16 protein-coding genes are annotated in these 18,688 nt (G+C 68.3%); 2 read left to right on the top strand and 14 right to left on the bottom strand.

Annotation, left to right across the window (positions count from 1 at the left end):
• Nucleotides 1-177 precede the first annotated feature (177 nt).
• Nucleotides 178-780, top strand: coding sequence for a Uma2 family endonuclease (locus FGD71_RS02280; protein WP_119098666.1), 603 nt, complete (start codon nucleotides 178-180; stop codon nucleotides 778-780).
• A 77-nt stretch (nucleotides 781-857) separates the two neighbouring features.
• Here the strand turns inward: FGD71_RS02280 and nuoN are convergent, their stop codons facing one another.
• The 14 genes from nuoN to FGD71_RS02210 are packed head-to-tail and all read right to left on the bottom strand — an operon-like array spanning nucleotide 858 to nucleotide 16,857.
• Nucleotides 858-2,507, bottom strand: a complete 1,650-nt coding sequence (nuoN, locus tag FGD71_RS02275; RefSeq protein WP_119098665.1) for an NADH-quinone oxidoreductase subunit NuoN — start codon at nucleotides 2,505-2,507, stop codon at nucleotides 858-860.
• Entirely contained in the window at nucleotides 2,504-4,075 is a 1,572-nt protein-coding gene (locus FGD71_RS02270; protein ID WP_119098664.1) for an NADH-quinone oxidoreductase subunit M, read from the bottom strand. Before FGD71_RS02270 ends, nuoN begins: the two co-directional genes overlap by 4 nt.
• A 5-nt stretch (nucleotides 4,076-4,080) precedes the next feature.
• On the bottom strand, nucleotides 4,081-6,027 hold the full coding sequence (nuoL, locus tag FGD71_RS02265) for an NADH-quinone oxidoreductase subunit L (RefSeq protein WP_119098663.1): 1,947 nt from the start codon (nucleotides 6,025-6,027) through the stop codon (nucleotides 4,081-4,083).
• 14 nt (nucleotides 6,028-6,041) lie between these two features.
• The gene (nuoK, locus tag FGD71_RS02260; RefSeq protein WP_119098662.1) at nucleotides 6,042-6,341 is read right to left on the bottom strand and encodes an NADH-quinone oxidoreductase subunit NuoK; all 300 of its coding nucleotides are present in this window, start codon (nucleotides 6,339-6,341) and stop codon (nucleotides 6,042-6,044) included.
• On the bottom strand, nucleotides 6,338-7,147 hold the full coding sequence (locus FGD71_RS02255) for an NADH-quinone oxidoreductase subunit J (RefSeq protein WP_119098661.1): 810 nt from the start codon (nucleotides 7,145-7,147) through the stop codon (nucleotides 6,338-6,340). The genes nuoK and FGD71_RS02255 overlap by 4 nt, the downstream gene beginning before the upstream one ends.
• Nucleotides 7,144-7,785, bottom strand: coding sequence for an NADH-quinone oxidoreductase subunit NuoI (gene nuoI, locus FGD71_RS02250; protein WP_119098660.1), 642 nt, complete (start codon nucleotides 7,783-7,785; stop codon nucleotides 7,144-7,146). Before nuoI ends, FGD71_RS02255 begins: the two co-directional genes overlap by 4 nt.
• The gene (gene nuoH / locus FGD71_RS02245; RefSeq protein ID WP_119098659.1) at nucleotides 7,778-9,154 is read right to left on the bottom strand and encodes an NADH-quinone oxidoreductase subunit NuoH; all 1,377 of its coding nucleotides are present in this window, start codon (nucleotides 9,152-9,154) and stop codon (nucleotides 7,778-7,780) included. The genes nuoI and nuoH overlap by 8 nt, the downstream gene beginning before the upstream one ends.
• Nucleotides 9,151-11,655 (bottom strand): NADH-quinone oxidoreductase subunit G, encoded by a 2,505-nt coding sequence (locus FGD71_RS02240; protein WP_119098658.1) that lies wholly within the window; start codon nucleotides 11,653-11,655, stop codon nucleotides 9,151-9,153. The genes nuoH and FGD71_RS02240 overlap by 4 nt, the downstream gene beginning before the upstream one ends.
• Nucleotides 11,652-13,004 (bottom strand): NADH-quinone oxidoreductase subunit NuoF, encoded by a 1,353-nt coding sequence (gene nuoF, locus FGD71_RS02235; protein WP_181359102.1) that lies wholly within the window; start codon nucleotides 13,002-13,004, stop codon nucleotides 11,652-11,654. The genes FGD71_RS02240 and nuoF overlap by 4 nt, the downstream gene beginning before the upstream one ends.
• The gene (nuoE, locus tag FGD71_RS02230; protein WP_119098656.1) at nucleotides 13,001-13,849 is read right to left on the bottom strand and encodes an NADH-quinone oxidoreductase subunit NuoE; all 849 of its coding nucleotides are present in this window, start codon (nucleotides 13,847-13,849) and stop codon (nucleotides 13,001-13,003) included. Before nuoE ends, nuoF begins: the two co-directional genes overlap by 4 nt.
• A complete protein-coding gene (locus FGD71_RS02225; RefSeq protein ID WP_119098655.1) occupies nucleotides 13,846-15,168 on the bottom strand; it encodes an NADH-quinone oxidoreductase subunit D in 1,323 nt (440 codons plus the stop codon). Before FGD71_RS02225 ends, nuoE begins: the two co-directional genes overlap by 4 nt.
• Nucleotides 15,165-15,914, bottom strand: coding sequence for an NADH-quinone oxidoreductase subunit C (locus FGD71_RS02220; protein ID WP_119098654.1), 750 nt, complete (start codon nucleotides 15,912-15,914; stop codon nucleotides 15,165-15,167). Before FGD71_RS02220 ends, FGD71_RS02225 begins: the two co-directional genes overlap by 4 nt.
• Nucleotides 15,911-16,465, bottom strand: coding sequence for a NuoB/complex I 20 kDa subunit family protein (locus tag FGD71_RS02215; RefSeq protein ID WP_119098653.1), 555 nt, complete (start codon nucleotides 16,463-16,465; stop codon nucleotides 15,911-15,913). The genes FGD71_RS02220 and FGD71_RS02215 overlap by 4 nt, the downstream gene beginning before the upstream one ends.
• Before the next feature lie 32 nt (nucleotides 16,466-16,497).
• Nucleotides 16,498-16,857, bottom strand: coding sequence for an NADH-quinone oxidoreductase subunit A (locus FGD71_RS02210; RefSeq protein ID WP_007383963.1), 360 nt, complete (start codon nucleotides 16,855-16,857; stop codon nucleotides 16,498-16,500).
• 848 nt (nucleotides 16,858-17,705) lie between these two features.
• On the opposite strand from FGD71_RS02210, the gene FGD71_RS02205 reads away from it, so the two are divergent.
• A complete protein-coding gene (locus FGD71_RS02205) occupies nucleotides 17,706-18,536 on the top strand; it encodes a C40 family peptidase (protein WP_119098652.1) in 831 nt (276 codons plus the stop codon).
• The last annotated feature ends 152 nt before the right edge of the window (nucleotides 18,537-18,688 follow it).

Genomic DNA, 18,688 nt, shown 5'->3' with positions numbered 1-18,688 from the left:
CCTCGACCACTGCCCCCACGATAGGGGCCCACACCGACAGCCTCGCAGTTGTCCACAGGCTGCCTCGCACCATCCCACGTCAAGGCGCATCACTCGTTCACATGTGCGCGGGAGCCGCGTCCGTTTCCGGCCGATAGTCTGGATGGACCGGCGAGACTCCGTCCCATGGGAGCAGTGATGAGCGTCGCACCGAAGGCGTCGGAGCCCACCTGGCCGATTCCGCCGGAGGGCGGCTGGACCGCCGACGACCTGGACGAGCTTCCCAACCTGCCTCCACACACGGAGCTGATCGACGGGAGCCTCGTCTTCGTCAGTCCGCAGACTCTCTTTCATTCACGCGCTGTGAGCTTCTTCGCGTGGCAGCTCCAGTCCCTGGCGCCGCAGGACTTCGAAGTCATTCGCGAGTTCACCATCGACATCGACCGGCAGAACCGGCCCGAACCGGACGTGGTCGTGGTGCGAGAAGACGTGGTGGAGGATCCGGAGCAGACCCGGTTCCCGGTCGAAGCCGTCGTGCTGGCCGTCGAGGTCGTATCCCCGGACTCCGAGGCCCGGGATCGTGAGACCAAGCCGATCAAGTACGCCCGGGCGAAGATCCCCCACTACTGGCGGGTCGAGAACGAGAAGGGTCTCGCCGCGGTCCACGCCTTCGAACTGGAGCCCACCACCGGCACCTACACCAGCGTGGGCATCTTCCGTGAGCGGATGAAGATGTCTGTCCCGTTCCCGGTGGACCTGGATCTCACCAAGATCAGGGCGCGCCGTGAGGAAAGCCAGTAACCAGCATGCCCCCTTCACCACACCGGCCCGGCCCCCATGATGGGGAGCCGGGCCGGCTGCGTACGAGGAGCGAGGCGTCAGCGCACGAACACTCCCGCCTGCCCCGCCAGTTCCAGGAAGTACTGAGGCGCCACACCCAGTACCAGCGTGACCGCCACGCCCACCCCGATCGCTGTCATCGTCAGCGGCGACGGCACGGCGACCGTCGGTCCTTCCGGCTTCGGCTCGCTGAAGAACATGAGCACGATCACGCGGATGTAGAAGAACGCCGCGATGGCCGACGAGATCACACCGACGACGACCAGCGCACCGGCGCCGCCCTCCGCCGCCGCCTTGAACACGGCGAACTTCCCGGCGAAGCCGGAGGTGAGGGGAATGCCGGCGAAGGCCAGCAGGAAGACCGCGAACACGGCCGCCACCAGCGGCGAACGCCGTCCCAGCCCCGCCCACTTGGACAGATGCGTGGCCTCGCCGCCCGCGTCGCGCACCAGGGTCACGACCGCGAACGCGCCGATCGTGACGAAGGAGTACGCGGCCAGATAGAAGAGCACCGACGAGACACCGTCGGCCGTGGTCGCGATGACACCGGCGAGGATGAAGCCCGCGTGCGCGATCGACGAGTACGCCAGCAGCCGCTTGATGTCGGTCTGGGTGATCGCGACGATGGCGCCGCCCAGCATGGTGACGATCGCGACGGCCCACATCACCGGCCGCCAGTCCCAGCGCAGGCCCGGCAGCACGACGTACAGCAGACGAAGCAGCGCCCCGAAGGCGGCCACCTTGGTCGCGGCGGCCATGAAACCGGTCACCGGGGTCGGCGCACCCTGGTACACGTCCGGGGTCCACATGTGGAACGGCACCGCGCCCACCTTGAACAGCAGGCCCATGACGACCATCGCGGCACCGATGAGCAGCAGCGCGTCGTTGCCCATGGTGTCGGCGAGCGCCGGGTTCACGTTCTCGATCGAGCCGTCGACCACCTGCGCGATCGTCGCGTACGACACCGAGCCCGCGTAGCCGTACAGCAGGGCGATGCCGAAGAGCGTGAACGCGGAGGCGAAGGCACCGAGCAGGAAGTACTTGACCGCGGCCTCCTGCGACATGATCCGCTTGCGGCGGGCCACGGCGCACAGCAGGTAGAGCGGCAGCGAGAAGACTTCCAGGGCGATGAACAGCGTCAACAGGTCGTTCGCCGACGGGAAGATGAGCATGCCGCCGACCGCGAAGAGGAGCAGCGGGTACGCCTCCGTGGTGGTGAACCCGGCCTTCACCGCGGCTTTTTCGCTGTCGCTGCCGGGCACGGACGCGGCCTGCGCGGCGAACGAGTCGACGCGGTTGCCGTGCGCCACCGGGTCGAGGCGCCGCTCGGCGAAGGTGAACACGGCGAGCAGCCCGGCGAGCAGGATCGTGCCCTGCAGGAAGAGGGCCGGTCCGTCGACCGCGATCGCGCCCATCGCCGCGATCTTCGCCTTCGTGGTGCCGTATCCGCCGGCCGCGAGACCGATGACCGCGGCGAAGGCGGCGGCGAGCGCGACGACGGACAGGAACACCTGCGCGTAGTAACGGGACTTGCGCGGCACGAACGCTTCGACGAGCACGCCGATGATCGCCGCGCCGATGACGATCAAGGTGGGCGACAACTGCCCGTATTCGATCTTTGGCGCGTCGATCTTCTCGATCGGATCGGCCGCCATTGTCCACAGGCTGTGGACGGCTACTGCGCTCACTTGGCCGCCTCCACCTCGGGCTTGGGGTCCTGCTTCTGTACGTCGGACATGGTGTGCTCGACCGCCGGGTTGACGATCTCGGTGACCGGCTTCGGGAAGACGCCCAGGAAGATCAGCAGGGCGATCAGCGGGGCGACGACCACGAGCTCCCGCACCCGCAGGTCGGGCATGGCCGAGACCTCGGGCTTCACCGGGCCCGTCATCGTCCGCTGGTAAAGGACGAGGGTGTAGAGCGCGGCGAGGACGATGCCGAAGGTGGCGATGATCCCGATCACCGGGTAGCGCGTGAACGTACCGACCAGGACCAGGAACTCACTCACGAACGGCGCGAGGCCGGGCAGCGAGAGGGTAGCGAGGCCGCCGATCAGGAAGGTGCCCGCGAGCACCGGGGCGACCTTCTGCACCCCTCCGTAGTCGGCGATCAGCCGCGATCCGCGGCGGGAGATCAGGAATCCGGCCACCAGCATCAGTGCGGCGGTCGAGATTCCGTGGTTGACCATGTAGAGCGTCGCGCCCGACTGGCCCTGGCTGGTCATCGCGAAGATGCCCATGATGATGAACCCGAAGTGCGAGATCGACGCGTACGCCACCAGCCGTTTGATGTCGCGCTGACCGACCGCGAGCAACGCGCCGTAGACGATGCTGATCAGGGCGAGTACGAGAATGACCGGCGTCGCCCACTTCGAGGCCTCCGGGAAGAGCTGGAGGCAGAAGCGCAGCATCGCGAAGGTGCCGACCTTGTCGACCACCGCCGTGATCAGTACGGCGACCGGGGCGGTGGCCTCCCCCATGGCGTTCGGCAACCAGGTGTGCAGCGGCCACAAGGGGGCCTTCACCGCGAACGCGAAGAAGAAGCCCAGGAACAGCCACCGCTCGGTGTTGGTCGCCATGTCCAGCGTGCCGTTGGCCCGGGCCTCGGCGATCTCCTGGAGCGAGAAGTTCCCGGCCACCACATAGAGACCGATGACGGCGGCCAGCATGATCAGGCCGCCGACCAGGTTGTAGAGGAGGAACTTCACCGCGGCGTACGACCGTTGGGCCGCCGCGTTCTCGTCCGTGCCCGCGTGGGCGCGGTCTCCGAAGCCGCCGATGAGGAAGTACATCGGGATGAGCATGGCTTCGAAGAAGATGTAGAAGAGGAAGACGTCGGTGGCCTCGAAGGAGAGGATCACCATCGCCTCGACGGCGAGGATCAGGGCGAAGAAGCCCTGCGTAGGACGCCACCTGGTGCTTCCCGTCTCCTGCGGGTCGGCGTCGTGCCACCCCGCGAGGATCACGAACGGGATCAGCAGCGCGGTCAGCGCGATCAGCGCCACCCCGATGCCGTCCACACCCAGCTCGTACCTCACCCCGAAGTCCGCGATCCACGCGTGGGATTCGGTGAGCTGGTAGCGGTCGCCGCCCGGGTCGAAGCGGACCAGGACGACCAGGGCGAGCACCAGAGTGGCGAGCGAGACCAGCAGCGCCAGCCACTTGGCGGCGGTGCGGCGCGCGGCCGGCACGGCGGCCGTGGCGATCGCCCCGAGGGCCGGGAGCGCCGCCGTCGCTGTCAGCAGAGGAAAGGACATCGGTATCAGACCGCCCTCATCAGCAGGGTCACGGCGATGAGGACCGCCGCACCGCCGAACATCGAAACCGCGTACGACCGCGCGTAGCCGTTCTGCAGCTTGCGGAGCCGACCGGAGAGACCGCCCATCGAGGCCGCCGTGCCGTTGACGACCCCGTCGACCAGGCTGTGGTCGACGTACACCAGGGAGCGGGTGAGGTGCTCTCCGCCGCGTACGAGGACGACGTGGTTGAAGTCGTCCTGGAGGAGATCGCGCCGGGCGGCCCGGGTGAGCAGGGAGCCGCGCGGGGCGAGTGCCGGGACGGGACGGCGCCCGTACTGGACGTACGCGATTCCGGCGCCGATGACGAGCACCACCATGGTGGCGAGCGTGACCGTCATGGCGCTGACCGGGGCGTGTCCGTGATCGTGTCCGGTGACCGGCTCCAGCCAGTGCATGAAGCGGTCACCGATGCTGAAGAAGCCGCCCGCGAAGACCGACCCGAAAGCGAGCACGATCATCGGGATCGTCATGGACTTCGGGGACTCGTGCGGGTGCGGCACCTCGTACTCACCCCGCGTCTCGGCGGCGGGCTCCGCGCTCGGCTCGGCCGGCGACGGCGTCGGCGCATGACGCCAGCGCTCCTCGCCGAAGAACGTCATCAGCATCACGCGCGTCATGTAGTACGCGGTGATGGCCGCGCCCAGCAGGGCCACTGAGCCGAGGATCCAGCCCTCGGTGCCGCCCTTGGCGAAGGCAGCCTCGATGATCTTGTCCTTGGAGAAGAAGCCCGACAGGCCGGGGAAGCCGATGATGGCCAGGTAGCCGAGGCCGAAGGTGACGAACGTGATCGGCATGTACTTCCTGAGGCCGCCGTACCTCCTCATGTCCACCTCGTCGTTCATGCCGTGCATGACCGATCCGGCGCCGAGGAAGAGCCCGGCCTTGAAGAAGCCGTGCGTCACCAGGTGCATGATCGCGAAGACGTAGCCGATGGGGCCGAGGCCCGCGGCGAGGATCATGTAGCCGATCTGCGACATCGTCGAGCCGGCCAGGGCCTTCTTGATGTCGTCCTTCGCGCAACCGACGATCGCACCGAACAGGAGCGTGACGGCGCCGACGACGGTGACGACCAGCTGGGCGTCCGGCGCGGCGTTGAAGATATCGGCGGAGCGGACGATCAGGTACACGCCCGCGGTCACCATCGTCGCGGCGTGGATGAGGGCCGAGACCGGGGTCGGGCCCTCCATCGCGTCCCCGAGCCAGGACTGCAGCGGCACCTGGGCGGACTTGCCGCAGGCGGCGAGCAGCAGCATCAGGCCGATGGCGGTGAGCTTGCCCTCGCTCGTCTCACCCGTCGCCTCCAGTACGGGCCCGAACGCGAAGGTGCCGAACCACGCGAACATCAGCATGATCGCGATCGACAGCCCCATGTCGCCGACACGGTTGACCAGGAAGGCCTTCTTCGCGGCGGTCGCGGCACTGGGCTTGTGCTGCCAGAAGCCGATCAGCAGGTACGAGGCGAGGCCGACGCCCTCCCAGCCGACGTACAGCAGCAGGTAGTTGTCGGCGAGGACGAGCAGCAGCATCGCCGCGAGGAACAGGTTCAGATAGCCGAAGAAGCGGCGGCGGCGCTCGTCGTGCTCCATGTACCCGATCGAGTACACGTGGATCAGCGAGCCGACGCCGGTGATCAGCAGGACGAACGTCATCGACAACTGGTCGAGCTGGAAGGCGATGTCGGCCTGGAAGCTCTCGACGGGGACCCAGCTGAACAGGTGCTGGGCCATCTCCCGTTCCTCCGCGCCCTTCCCCAGCATGTCGGCGAAGAGGACCACGCCGATCACGAAGGAGACGGCCGCGAGGACCGTACCGATCCAGTGGCCGACGGCGTCCAGCCGTCGGCCGCCGCACAGCAGTACGGCCGCTCCGAGCAGAGGCGCCGCTACCAGCAGCGCAATCAGGTTCTCCACGATTCAGCGACCCCTTAGAGCTTCATCAGGCTGGCGTCGTCGACCGAGGCCGAGTGGCGGGTACGGAACAGCGACACGATGATCGCGAGCCCGACCACGACCTCCGCGGCGGCGACGACCATCGTGAAGAACGCGATGATCTGGCCGTCGAGATTGCCGTGCATCCGGGAGAAGGCGACGAGCGCGAGGTTGCAGGCGTTGAGCATGAGCTCGACGCACATGAACACCACGATCGCGTTCCGCCTGATCAGGACGCCGGTGGCGCCGATCGTGAACAACAGGGCGGCGAGGTAGAGGTAGTTGACGGGATTCACTTCGCGGTCTCCTCTTCCCTTCCGAGCCGCTCCTCGGCGCGCCGCTCCAGTGCCTTGAGGTCATTGATCGCCTCGGTCGACACATCGCGGATCTGGCCGCGCTGCCGCAGCGTCTTGATGACGGTGAGCTCGGACGCGGTGCCGTCCGGGAGGATGCCCGCGATGTCCACCGCGTTGTGCCGGGCGTAGACGCCGGGGGCCGGCAGCGGCGGGACCTGCTTGCCTTCCCGTACGCGCTGCTCGGCCAGCTCGCGCTGGGTCTTGGCCCGCTCGGTGCGCTCCCGGTGCGTGAGCACCATCGCGCCGACGGCGGCCGTGATGAGCAGGGCGCCGGTGAGCTCGAAGGCGAAGACGTACTTCGTGAAGATGAGGGCCGCGAGGCCCTCCACGTTCCCGCCCGCGTTGGCCTGGCCCAGGCCGTTGAACTCGGTCAGCGCCGCGTTGCCGATTCCCGCGCACAGCAGGATGCCGAAGCCGAGTCCGCAGAGCAGGGCCAGCCAGCGCTGCCCCTTGATGGTCTCCTTCAGGGAGTCGGCGGCGGTGACGCCGACGAGCATGACCACGAAGAGGAACAGCATCATGATCGCGCCGGTGTAGACGACGATCTGCACGATGCCCAGGAAATAGGCGCCGTTGGCGAGGTAGAACACCGCCAGGACGATCATGGTCCCGGCGAGGCAGAGGGCGCTGTGCACGGCCTTCTTCATGAAGACGGTGCACAGGGCGCCGATCACGGCAACGGTGCCGAGGACCCAGAACTGAAACGCCTCTCCAGTGGAGGTGGAGTAGGCGGCGAGATCCATCATCGTCCGATCACCTTCCCCGTCGCCGGCTCGTCCTCGCCGAAGGTCGAGGCGGCCTCCTGAGGGACTTCCCCCTTGGAGAGGGCGACCTGGCGCTCCGTGCCGGGCGCCGCCTCCGTCACCAGACCCCGGTAGTAGTCCTGCTCGTCCATCCCGGGGAAGATCGAGTGCGGGCTGTCGACCATGCCCTCGTCGAGGCCGGCGAGCAGCTGCTCCTTGGTGTAGATGAGGTTGGCGCGACTGCTGTCGGCCAGCTCGAACTCGTTCGTCATCGTCAGCGCGCGCGTGGGGCACGCCTCGATGCACAGCCCGCACAGGATGCAGCGGGCGTAGTTGATCTGGTAGACGCGGCCGTACCGCTCGCCCGGGGAGTAGCGCTCCTCGTCGGTGTTGTCCGCGCCCTCCACGTAGATGGCGTCCGCAGGGCAGGCCCAGGCGCACAACTCGCAGCCGACGCACTTCTCCAGGCCGTCCGGATGACGGTTGAGCTGGTGCCTGCCGTGGAATCGCGGGGCGGTGGTCTTCTGCTCTTCCGGGTACTGCTCGGTCAGCCGCTTCTTGAACATGGCCTTGAAGGTCACGCCGAAGCCGGCGACGGGGTTCTGGAAACCGGGCTTGGTCTCCTTCTGCTCATCAGCCATCGGACGCCTCCTTTCCGTCTTGAGGTCCATCGGATCCGTCACTGGCAGTATCGACTCCGCCACTGACAATCAACTCCCGCTCCCGGCGCGGGCGTCGCCGCGGCACCGCCGGCGGCGTCTGTCCCGGCAGTGGCGGTACGGGGAATCCGCCCGCCATCGGGTCGAAGGAGACGGCCTCGGCGGGCGGCTCCTGCGCGGCCGGGGCCTTCCGGTCGCGGAACATGTCGACGACGAACGAGAGCAGCAGCAGAACGAGGACACCGCCGCCGATGTAGAGGGCGATGTCGGCGAAGTCGTAGTTCTCGTTGCGCAGGGTCCGCACTGCCGCGACGAGCATCAGCCAGACCACGGAGACCGGGATGAGGACCTTCCAGCCGAGCTTCATCAGCTGGTCGTAGCGGACGCGGGGCAGCGTGCCACGCAGCCAGATGAAGAAGAACAACAGCAACTGCACCTTGAGCACGAACCAGGCCATCGGCCACCAGCCGTGGTTGGCGCCCTCCCAGAAGGTGCTGACCGGCCACGGAGCCCGCCAGCCGCCCAGGAAGAGCGTCACCGAGACCGCCGAGACCGTCACCATGTTCACGTACTCGGCGAGCATGAACAGCGCGAACTTGATGGACGAGTACTCGGTGTTGAAGCCGCCGACCAGGTCGCCCTCGGACTCCGGCATGTCGAACGGGGCGCGGTTGGTCTCCCCGACCATCGTCACGATGTAGATCAGGAACGACACCGGCAGCAGCAGGATGTACCAGCGGTCCTGCTGCTGGGCGACGATCTCCGACGTCGACATCGAGCCGGAGTAGAGGAACACCGACGCGAAGGCGGCGCCCATGGCGATCTCGTACGAGATCATCTGCGCGCAGGAGCGCAGACCGCCGAGCAAGGGGTACGTCGATCCGGACGACCACCCCGCGAGCACGATTCCGTAGATGCCGACCGAGGCGACCGCGAGGATGTAGAGCATCGCGATCGGCAGGTCGGTGAGCTGCATCGTGGTGCGCTGCCCGAAGATCGAGATCTCGTTGCCCGCGGGCCCGAAGGGGATCACCGCGATCGCCATGAAGGCCGGGATGGCCGCGACGATCGGCGCGAGGACGTAGACCACCTTGTCCGCGCGCTTGACGATGAGGTCTTCCTTGAGCATCAGCTTCACGCCGTCGGCGAGCGACTGGAGCATGCCCCAGGGCCCGTGCCGGTTGGGGCCGATGCGCAGCTGCATCCAGGCGACGACCTTGCGCTCCCACACGATGGAGAAGAGCACGGTCACCATCAGGAAGGCGAAGCAGAAGACCGCCTTGATGACGACCAGCCACCAGGGGTCGCGGCCGAACATGGAGAGGTCTTCAGCGGCGAGGTACGGCGTCATGCCTCCACCTCCTTGGGGGCCTCGGTGGCGAGCGTCGCCGGGCCGATGCGGACGAGGGCGCCGGGCTGCGCGCCCGTGTCCGAGGCGACGCCTCCCCCGGCGGAGTTCAGCGGGAGCCACACCACGCGGTCGGGCATCTCCGTGATCTGCAAGGGGAGTTCGACCACTCCCGAAGGGCCGGTCACGGCCAGGGCGTCGCCGTTCTTCACGCCCGCCTCGGCGGCCGTGGCGGCAGACACACGCGCGTGTGCGGCATGCCGGGTCGCTGCCAGCGCCTCGTCGCCCTCCTGGAGGCGGCCCTGGTCGAGCAGCAGCCGGTGTCCGGCGAGCACGGCCTCCCCGGCGGCGGGCCGCGGCAGCTGGGCCGCGGACTCCATGGGCTCGGTGGCCCGCGCGCCGTCCCAGGCGCCGAGCCGGTCCAGCTCCACGCGCGCGGTGCGCAGATCGGGCAGCCCCAGGTGAACGTCCATGGCGTCCGCGAGCATCTGCAGGACGCGTGCGTCGGTCGGCGGCAGACGGCGGGACATCTGGTCGGGTTTCAGCGCGGCCTCGAAGAGCCGGGCCCGTCCCTCCCAGTTGAGGAAGGTGCCCGCCTTCTCGACGACCGCGGCAACGGGGAGCACGACGTCCGCGTGTTCGGTGACCTCACTGGGACGCAGTTCGAACGACACCAGGAAGCCCACTTCGGAGAGTGCCTCACGCGCGCGTGCCGGGTCCGGCAGGTCGGCGATCTCGACGCCCGCCACGACGAGCGCGGACAGCTCACCGGTGGCGGCGGCCTCGACGATCTGGCCGGTGTCGCGGCCGTACCGGTGCGGGAGTTCGGCGACCCCCCAGGCCGCGGCGACCTCGTCCCGCGCGCGCGGGTCCGTGGCCGGACGGCCGCCGGGCAGCAGCGAGGGCAGCGCGCCCGCCTCGATGGCACCGCGCTCCCCGGCCCGGCGCGGGATCCACACCAGGTGGGCGCCCGTCGCGGTGGCGGCCCGTGCGACGGCGGTGAGCCCGCCGGCGACGGCGGCCAGCCGCTCACCGACGACGATCACGGCGCCTTCGGCGCGCAGCGCCTCGGATGCCGTCGCGCCCTGGCCGTCCAGACCGACGCCGGACGCGAGCGCGTCCAGCCACTCGGTCTCGGTGCCCGGCGCGGCGGGCAGCAGCGTGCCGCCCGCCTTCTCCAGGCCGCGGGTCGCGTGCGTGGCGAGCGAGAACGTCTGCTGCCCGTGCCCGCGCCAGGCCTTGCGCAGCCGCAGGAAGACGCCGGGCGCCTCCTCCTCGGACTCGATGCCGACGAGCAGGACGGCGGGCGCCTTCTCCAGGGATGTGTACGTGACGCCCGTACCGTCGAGGTCCCGTCCGCGTCCGGCGACCCGGGCGGCCAGGAAGTCGGCCTCCTCGCTGCTGTGCACGCGCGCGCGGAAGTCGATGTCGTTCGTGTCGAGCGCCACTCGCGCGAACTTGCTGTAGGCGTAGGCGTCTTCGACGGTGAGCCGGCCGCCGGTCAGGACGCCGGTCCTGGAGCGGGCCGCCGTGAGCCCCTCGGCTGCCGCCGCGAGGGCTTCGGGCCACGAGGCGGGCTCCAGCTCACCGGATGCGCCCCGTACGAGAGGGGTCGTCAGCCGGTCCCGCTGCTGCGCGTACCGGAAGCCGAACCTCCCCTTGTCGCACATCCACTCCTCGTTGACCTCGGGGTCGTTCGCCGCGAGCCGCCGCATGACCTTGCCGCGCCGGTGGTCGGTACGGGTCGCGCAGCCGCCGGAGCAGTGTTCGCACACCGAAGGCGAGGAGACGAGGTCGAAGGGACGCGAGCGGAAGCGGTACGCCGACGACGTCAGCGCGCCGACCGGGCAGATCTGGATGGTGTTCCCGGAGAAGTACGACTCGAAGGGGTCACCCTCACCGGTGCCGACCTGCTGGAGCGCGCCCCGCTCGAGCAGCTCGATCATCGGGTCGCCCGCGACCTGGTTGCTGAACCGGGTGCACCGGGCGCACAGCACACACCGCTCCCGGTCGAGCAGCACCTGGGCGGAGATCGGGACCGGCTTCTCGAACGTGCGCTTCTTGCCCTCGAAGCGGGACTCGGCGTGGCCGTGCGACATGGCCTGGTTCTGCAGGGGGCACTCGCCGCCCTTGTCGCAGACCGGGCAGTCCAGCGGGTGGTTGATGAGCAGTAGCTCCATCACACCCTTCTGGGCCTTCTCGGCGACGGGCGAGGTGAGGTGGGTCTTCACCACCATCCCGTCCGTGCAGGTGATCGTGCAGGAGGCCATGGGCTTGCGCTGGCCCTCGACCTCGACGATGCACTGGCGGCAGGCGCCGGCCGGGGCGAGAAGGGGGTGGTCGCAGAAGCGGGGGATCTCGATGCCGAGTTGCTCGGCGGCGCGGATGACCAGGGTGCCCTTGGGCACGCTGATCTCGATGCCGTCGATCGTCAGCGTGACGAGGTCCTCCGGCGGAACCGCCGCCTCTCCCCCTCCGGAGGGAGCGCTGGTGGTCACAGTCATGCGTTCACCTCCGTGCGGTCGGCCCAGGCCGTGGACTTGGCCGGGTCGAAGGGGCAGCCCCGGCCCGTGATGTGGTCCTCGTACTCCTCACGGAAGTACTTGAGCGAGGAGAAGATCGGCGAGGCGGCGCCGTCGCCGAGGGCGCAGAAGGACTTGCCGTTGATGTTGTCGGCGATGTCGTTCAGCTTGTCGAGGTCGGACATGAGGCCCTTGCCGGCCTCGATGTCGCGCAGCAACTGCACGAGCCAGTACGTCCCTTCGCGGCAGGGCGTGCACTTGCCGCAGGACTCGTGGGCGTAGAACTCGGTCCACCGCGTGACCGCCCGGACGACACAGGTCGTCTCGTCGAAGCACTGCAGCGCCTTGGTGCCGAGCATGGAGCCCGCGGCGCCCACGCCCTCGTAGTCCAGCGGGACGTCGAGGTGCTCGTCGGTGAACATCGGGGTCGAGGAGCCGCCCGGAGTCCAGAACTTGAGCCGGTGCCCGGGCCGCATTCCGCCGCTCATGTCGAGGAGCTGGCGCAGTGTGATGCCGAGCGGGGCCTCGTACTGGCCGGGACTGGCGACATGGCCGCTGAGCGAGTAGAGCGTGAAGCCCGGGGACTTCTCGCTGCCCATCGACCTGAACCATTCCTTGCCCTTGTGCAGGATCGCGGGAACCGACGCGATCGACTCCACGTTGTTCACCACAGTGGGGCACGCGTAAAGGCCCGCGACGGCAGGGAAGGGGGGCCGGAGTCGCGGCTGGCCACGGCGGCCCTCGAGCGAGTCGAGCAGCGCGGTCTCCTCACCGCAGATGTACGCGCCCGCGCCCGCGTGCACGGTGACCTGGAGGTCGAGTCCGCTGCCGAGGATGTTCTCGCCGAGGTAGCCGGCGGCGTACGCCTCCCGGACCGCCTCGTGCAGCCGCCTCAGTACGGGGACCACTTCACCGCGCAGGTAGATGAAGGCATGCGACGACCGGATCGCGTAACAGGCGATCACGATGCCCTCGATGAGGCTGTGCGGGTTCGCGTAGAGGAGCGGGATGTCCTTGCAGGTGCCCGGCTCCGACTCGTCGGCGTTGACCACCAGGTAGTGCGGCTTGCCGTCGCCCTGCGGGATGAACTGCCATTTCATGCCCGTGGGGAATCCCGCGCCACCGCGCCCGCGCAGACCGGACTCCTTCACATAGGCGATGAGGTCGTCCGGCGACATGGCGAGGGCCTTGCGCAAGCCCTCGTACCCGTCGTGCCGCCGGTAGACGTCCAGCGTCCAGGACTTCTCCTCGTCCCAGAAGGCGGACAGGACCGGAGCCAGCAGCTTCTCCGGGCTCGTCTCGTTGTTGATCTCGGCTGCCAAGGTCATCACTCCCCCTCCTCGGTGACCGGGCCCGCCGGGTGGGAGGGGTCGGAGGCCGAAGTCTGCTGCGGCGCGTCGTGCGAGCTGAGGTGCTCGGGGGGCTGCTGATCCTGCGGACCGCCCGAACCCCGCGGGTGCACCACGCGCGCGGGAGTTGCCTCTCCCTTGGCCAGCCGGAGACCGATCAGTGAGGCCGGGCCCGCGCTGCCGCCCGCCTCCACGGCTCCGGCGCGCTCGTCGGGGAAGCCGGCCAGGACCCGCGCCGTCTCCTTGAACGTGCACAGGGGGGCGCCGCGCGTCGGTGCGACCTGGGCTCCCGCACGCAAGTCGTCCACGAGGCGCTTCGCGGATTGAACGGTCTGGTTGTCGAAGAACTCCCAGTTGACCATCACGACCGGTGCGAAGTCGCAGGCCGCGTTGCACTCGATGTGCTCCAGGGTGACCTTGCCGTCGCCGGTGGTCTCGCCGTTGCCGACGCCGAGGTGGTCCTGGAGGGCCTCGAAGATCGCGTCACCGCCCATGACCGCGCACAGCGTGTTGGTGCAGACGCCCACCTGGTAGTCACCGGACGGCTTGCGCCGGTACATGGTGTAGAAGGTGGCGACCGCGGTGACCTCGGCCGTGGTCAGGTCCAGCATGTCGGCGCAGAACTGCATGCCGGTGCGCGTGACGTGGCCCTCCTCCGACTGCACGAGGTGCAGCAGCGGAAGGAGGGCGGACCGGGAGTCCGGGTAGCGGGCGATGACCTCGCGCGCGTCCGTCTCGAGCCGGGCTCGAACGTCGTCCGGGTAGTCGGGCGCGGGCAGTTGGGGCATGCCCAGGCCGACGCCCTGTCCGGAAGGAGTGGTGGTCACCGGTCGACGCCTCCCATCACGGGGTCGATGGACGCGACGGCGACGATGACGTCGGCGACCTGGCCGCCCTCGCACATCGCCGCCATGGCCTGCAGATTGGTGAACGACGGATCCCGGAAGTGGACCCGGTAGGGGCGGGTGCCGCCGTCGGACACGGCGTGCGCCGCGAGCTCGCCCTTGGGCGACTCGACGGCGGCGTACGCCTGGCCGGGCGGGACCCGGAAGCCCTCGGTCACCAGCTTGAAGTGGTGGATCAGGGCCTCCATGGAGGTGCCCATGATCTTCTTGATGTGGTCGAGCGAATTGCCGAGCCCGTCCGGGCCCAGGGCGAGCTGCGCCGGCCAGGCGACCTTCTTGTCGGCGACCATGACCGGCCCGGGCTCCAGCCGGTCCAGGCACTGCTCGACGATCCGCAGCGACTGGCGCATCTCCTCCAGGCGGATCAGGAAGCGCCCGTACGCGTCGCAGGTGTCGGCGGTCGGGATGTCGAAGTCGTACGTCTCGTAGCCACAGTACGGCTGCGCCTTGCGCAGGTCGTGGGGCAGGCCGGCCGAGCGGAGAATCGGGCCGGTGGCGCCGAGGGACATGCAGCCGGCCAGGTCGAGGTAGCCGATGTCCTGCATGCGGGCCTTGAAGACGGGGTTCCCGGTGGCGAGCTTGTCGTACTCGGGAAGGTTCTTCTGCATCTTCTTCACGAACTCGCGGATCTGGTCCACCGCGCCCGGAGGCAGGTCCTGGGCGAGGCCGCCGGGCCTGATGTACGCGTGGTTCATGCGCAGGCCGGTGATCAGCTCGTAGATGTCGAGGACGAGTTCACGATCACGGAAGCCGTAGATCATGATCGTGGTGGCGCCGAGTTCCATGCCGCCGGTGGCGATGCACACGAGGTGCGAGGAGAGACGGTTCAGCTCCATCAGGAGCACGCGGATGATGGAGGCCCGGTCGGGGATCTGGTCCTCGATGCCGAGGAGCTTCTCGACGGCGAGGCAGTACGCGGTCTCGTTGAAGAACGACGTGAGGTAGTCCATGCGCGTCACGAAGGTCGTGCCCTGTGTCCACGTACGGAACTCGAGGTTCTTCTCGATGCCGGTGTGCAGATAGCCGATGCCGCAGCGGGCCTCGGTGACCGTCTCGCCCTCGATCTCGAGGATCAGCCGGAGCACACCGTGCGTGGACGGGTGCTGCGGGCCCATGTTGACGACGATGCGCTCGTCGTCGGCCCGGGCCGCGGTCTCGACGACCTCGTCCCAGTCGCCACCGGTGACCGTGTAGACGGTGCCTTCGGTGGTCTCACGTGCGGATGCTGACTGCGTGCTCACGAGTACGACCTCCGCTGGTCCGGAGCCGGGATCTGGGCGCCCTTGTACTCGACGGGGATGCCGCCGAGGGGATAGTCCTTGCGCTGCGGAAAGCCCTGCCAGTCGTCCGGCATCATGATCCGCGTCAGGGCCGGGTGACCGTCGAAGACGATGCCGAAGAAGTCGTACGTCTCGCGCTCGTGCCAGTCGTTCGTCGGATAGACGGAGACCAGGGACGGGATGTGCGGCTCGCGGTCCGGGGCGCTGACTTCCAGGCGGATCAGCCGGTTGTGGGTGATCGAGCGCAGGTGGTAGACGGCGTGCAGCTCGCGGCCCTTGTCGCCGGGGTAGTGGACGCCGCTCACCCCCGTGCACAGCTCGAAGCGGAGCGCCGGGTCGTCGCGCAGGGTCTGCGCGACCGGGAGCAGGTACTCACGCTCGATGTGGAAGGTGATCTCGTCGCGGTCGACGACCGTCTTGTCGATCACGTTCTCGGGGACGAGGCCCTGTTCCTCCAGGGCGCCCTCCAGCTCGTCGGCGACCTCGTCGAACCAGCCGCCGTACGGACGGCTGGCGGGTCCGGGCAGCCGGATCGAGCGGACCAGGCCGCCGTAGCCGGAGGTGTCGCCGCCGTTGTTGGCGCCGAACATGCCGCGCTGGACGCGGATCTCCTCGCCCTGGTCGCCTCGCCGCCCGGGGAGGTTGGAGGCGCTCAGGTCCTTCTCGGGGTTGGCCCCGTTCGTGACTTTGTCGTGTCCGTCGCTCACCGCAGCAGGCCCTTCATCTCGATGGTGGGGAGCGCCTTGAGCGCCGCCTCCTCCGCCTCGCGGGCCGCCTCCTCGGCGTTCACGCCGAGCTTCGAGGTCAGGATCTTCTGGTGGAGCTTGAGAATCGCGTCCATCAGCATCTCGGGCCGCGGCGGACAGCCGGGCAGATAGATATCGACAGGGACGATGTGGTCGACGCCCTGCACGATGGCGTAGTTGTTGAACATTCCGCCCGACGATGCGCAGACCCCCATGGAGATCACCCACTTGGGGTTCGGCATCTGGTCGTAGACCTGCCGCAGGACCGGCGCCATCTTCTGGCTGACGCGACCGGCGACGATCATCAGGTCGGCCTGGCGCGGCGAGCCGCGGAAGACCTCCATGCCGAAGCGCGCCAGGTCGTAGCGGCCCGCGCCGGTCGTCATCATTTCGATGGCGCAGCAGGCGAGGCCGAAGGTGGCGGGGAAGACGGACGATTTACGCACCCACCCCGCGGCCTGCTCGACGGTGGTCAGCAGGAAACCGCTCGGCAGCTTTTCTTCGAGTCCCATGCTCAGTGGCTCCTCTGTCCCCTATCCGGGGTTCAGTCCCATTCCAGGCCGCCGCGCCGCCATACGTACGCGTACGCGACGAAGACGGTGAGCACGAAGAGCAGCATCTCCACGAGCCCGAATACCCCAAGGGCGTCGAAGGTGACGGCCCAGGGATAGAGGAAGACGATCTCGATGTCGAAGACGATGAAGAGCATCGCCGTCAGGTAGTACTTGATGGGGAACCGCCCACCGCCGGCCGGCGTGGGGGTCGGCTCGATCCCGCACTCGTAGGCCTCGAGCTTGGCCCGGTTGTACCGCTTTGGACCGATAAGCGTGGCCATGACCACGGAGAAGATCGCAAAGCCTGCCCCGAGGGCTCCCAGTACGAGGATGGGCGCATACGCGTTCACCGCTCCTCGCTCCCTTCAGTCGGCACTGACTGCTGGCGGTTGCGCCGGGCCCGCCTGCCCCGCGAAGCTCACGCACTCCGCGGGTCTCACGAAGCTCACAAGCCCCGTGCGGCTCCACGAAGATCGCTAACATGTGAAGCAGGTCACAAGCCCAACTGCCACGCATCTTATGCCCGCCGGTCTGTGATCTGCGACACGGGGTACGACAACGACTTTGTGATCTCCACCACCTGGCAAAGGATCATGAAGTCAGATGAGCGGTGATCTTCGCACAGGAAGCGTCCAAGTGATCACCAGAGGTGACATTTTCGTTCATCGTCGCTGGTCCAAGGCGCGGAGCATTATCAAGAGGCGGCGGCGCCAGGCAAATTGGTGCTGGACACACGTGCTTGATAGAGGAACTCGTTCACACCTCAGGGGGAGTTGAGGCCTTGGGTGTGGACGGAATGGACCACGTGCATCCGTTCACGAGCGCGAGCCGGCGGCCGCGCACCATCGAGCCGCATCAGACCGGGGCATAGGGGACGAAGGCGCGGGTGCGTCACCCACTCGACCACCGATTCGACTCACGTCCGACCCGCATCCGACTCACACGCGTGACGTGGCCGCCATGGAGACCGTTCCGTGACCTGCATCACATTCACAGGCGGGGTGGATAAACGGGGCTTGGCCAACCGCTTCAACAGGTGGTAGGCGTCGGGCAATTCGGACCTATTGCGAAAACACCTTGACCACAGGCCTGATGAGCCGTGTCCACAATGCCCGTTATGGCGTCAATAAGGAACGACACGCCCGGGTTTTTGGCGGTCGATTGAACAACTGTGGCGCACCCCACGTTTCTTGAAGATATGGAGGAGCCCCTGATACCGGTTGGACTCATGTCCCACACCGCTCACAAACCCAGCCACCGGAAGCCCCGGCGCAGCAGCAGCTCCACGCTCGCGATGCGCGCCGGAGTTGCCGGTGGCGTCCTCAGCACCCTGGCAGTGGCCGGTGCGTCCAGCTCGGCGAACGCCGCCTCCGAGCCGGTAACACAGACCATCGAGCTGCCCACGCTCACGGCTGACCTCTCCTCGCAGGTCGCCGAGTCCGCAGCTGCCACCCAGCAGGCCGCGGCCGACTACGAGCTGCTGGCCGAGCGCGACGCGGCAGCCGCCAAGGCCGCCAAGGAGGCCAAGGCCGACCTCGCGGAGGCGAAGAAGAAGGCAGCGGCCAAGAAGAAGGCCGAGGCCGAGCGCAAGGCCGCCGCCGAGCGCGCCGCCTCTCGCTCCACCGAGCGCACCACCCTCACCGCCTCGAGCAACGACGTCGCCGCCCCGGCGAGCGGCAACGTCGGCACGGTGATCAGCTTCCTCAGGGCGCAGGTCGGCGACGCGTACGTCATGGGCGCCACCGGCCCCAACGCCTGGGACTGCTCCAGCCTGGTCCAGGCCGCGTTCAAGCAGGTGGGCGTGGATCTTCCGCGCGTCTCGCAGGACCAGTCGACGGCCGGCACCCCGATCCCGCTGTCCGACATCCAGGTCGGCGACATCCTGTACTGGGGTGGCGCGGGCTCGGCGTACCACACGGGTGTCTACATCGGGAACGGCCAGTACCTGGACGCCGCGAACCCCTCCAAGGGTGTCGTCATCCAGGATCTGTCGGGCTACCCGGCGAGCGGCGCCGTACGCGTGCTCTGACAGCCGGTCGCACTTCTTCCTGAAGGGCCGCCTCCCCAACAGCGGAGGCGGCCCTCAGGCGTGCGCTCAGGGGCTTACTGAGGGCAGGGAGGGTCGGGGCAGCGCAAGACGGCCTGCGGGGCGCCTGCGGCGTCCTCACACCGCGTTCGCCC

Source organism: Streptomyces sporangiiformans, from assembly GCF_005768555.2.
GTDB lineage: Bacteria > Actinomycetota > Actinomycetes > Streptomycetales > Streptomycetaceae > Streptomyces > Streptomyces sporangiiformans.
Note: the sequence above shows the minus strand (reverse complement) of the source record. Positions and strands in the feature narration are given on the sequence as shown.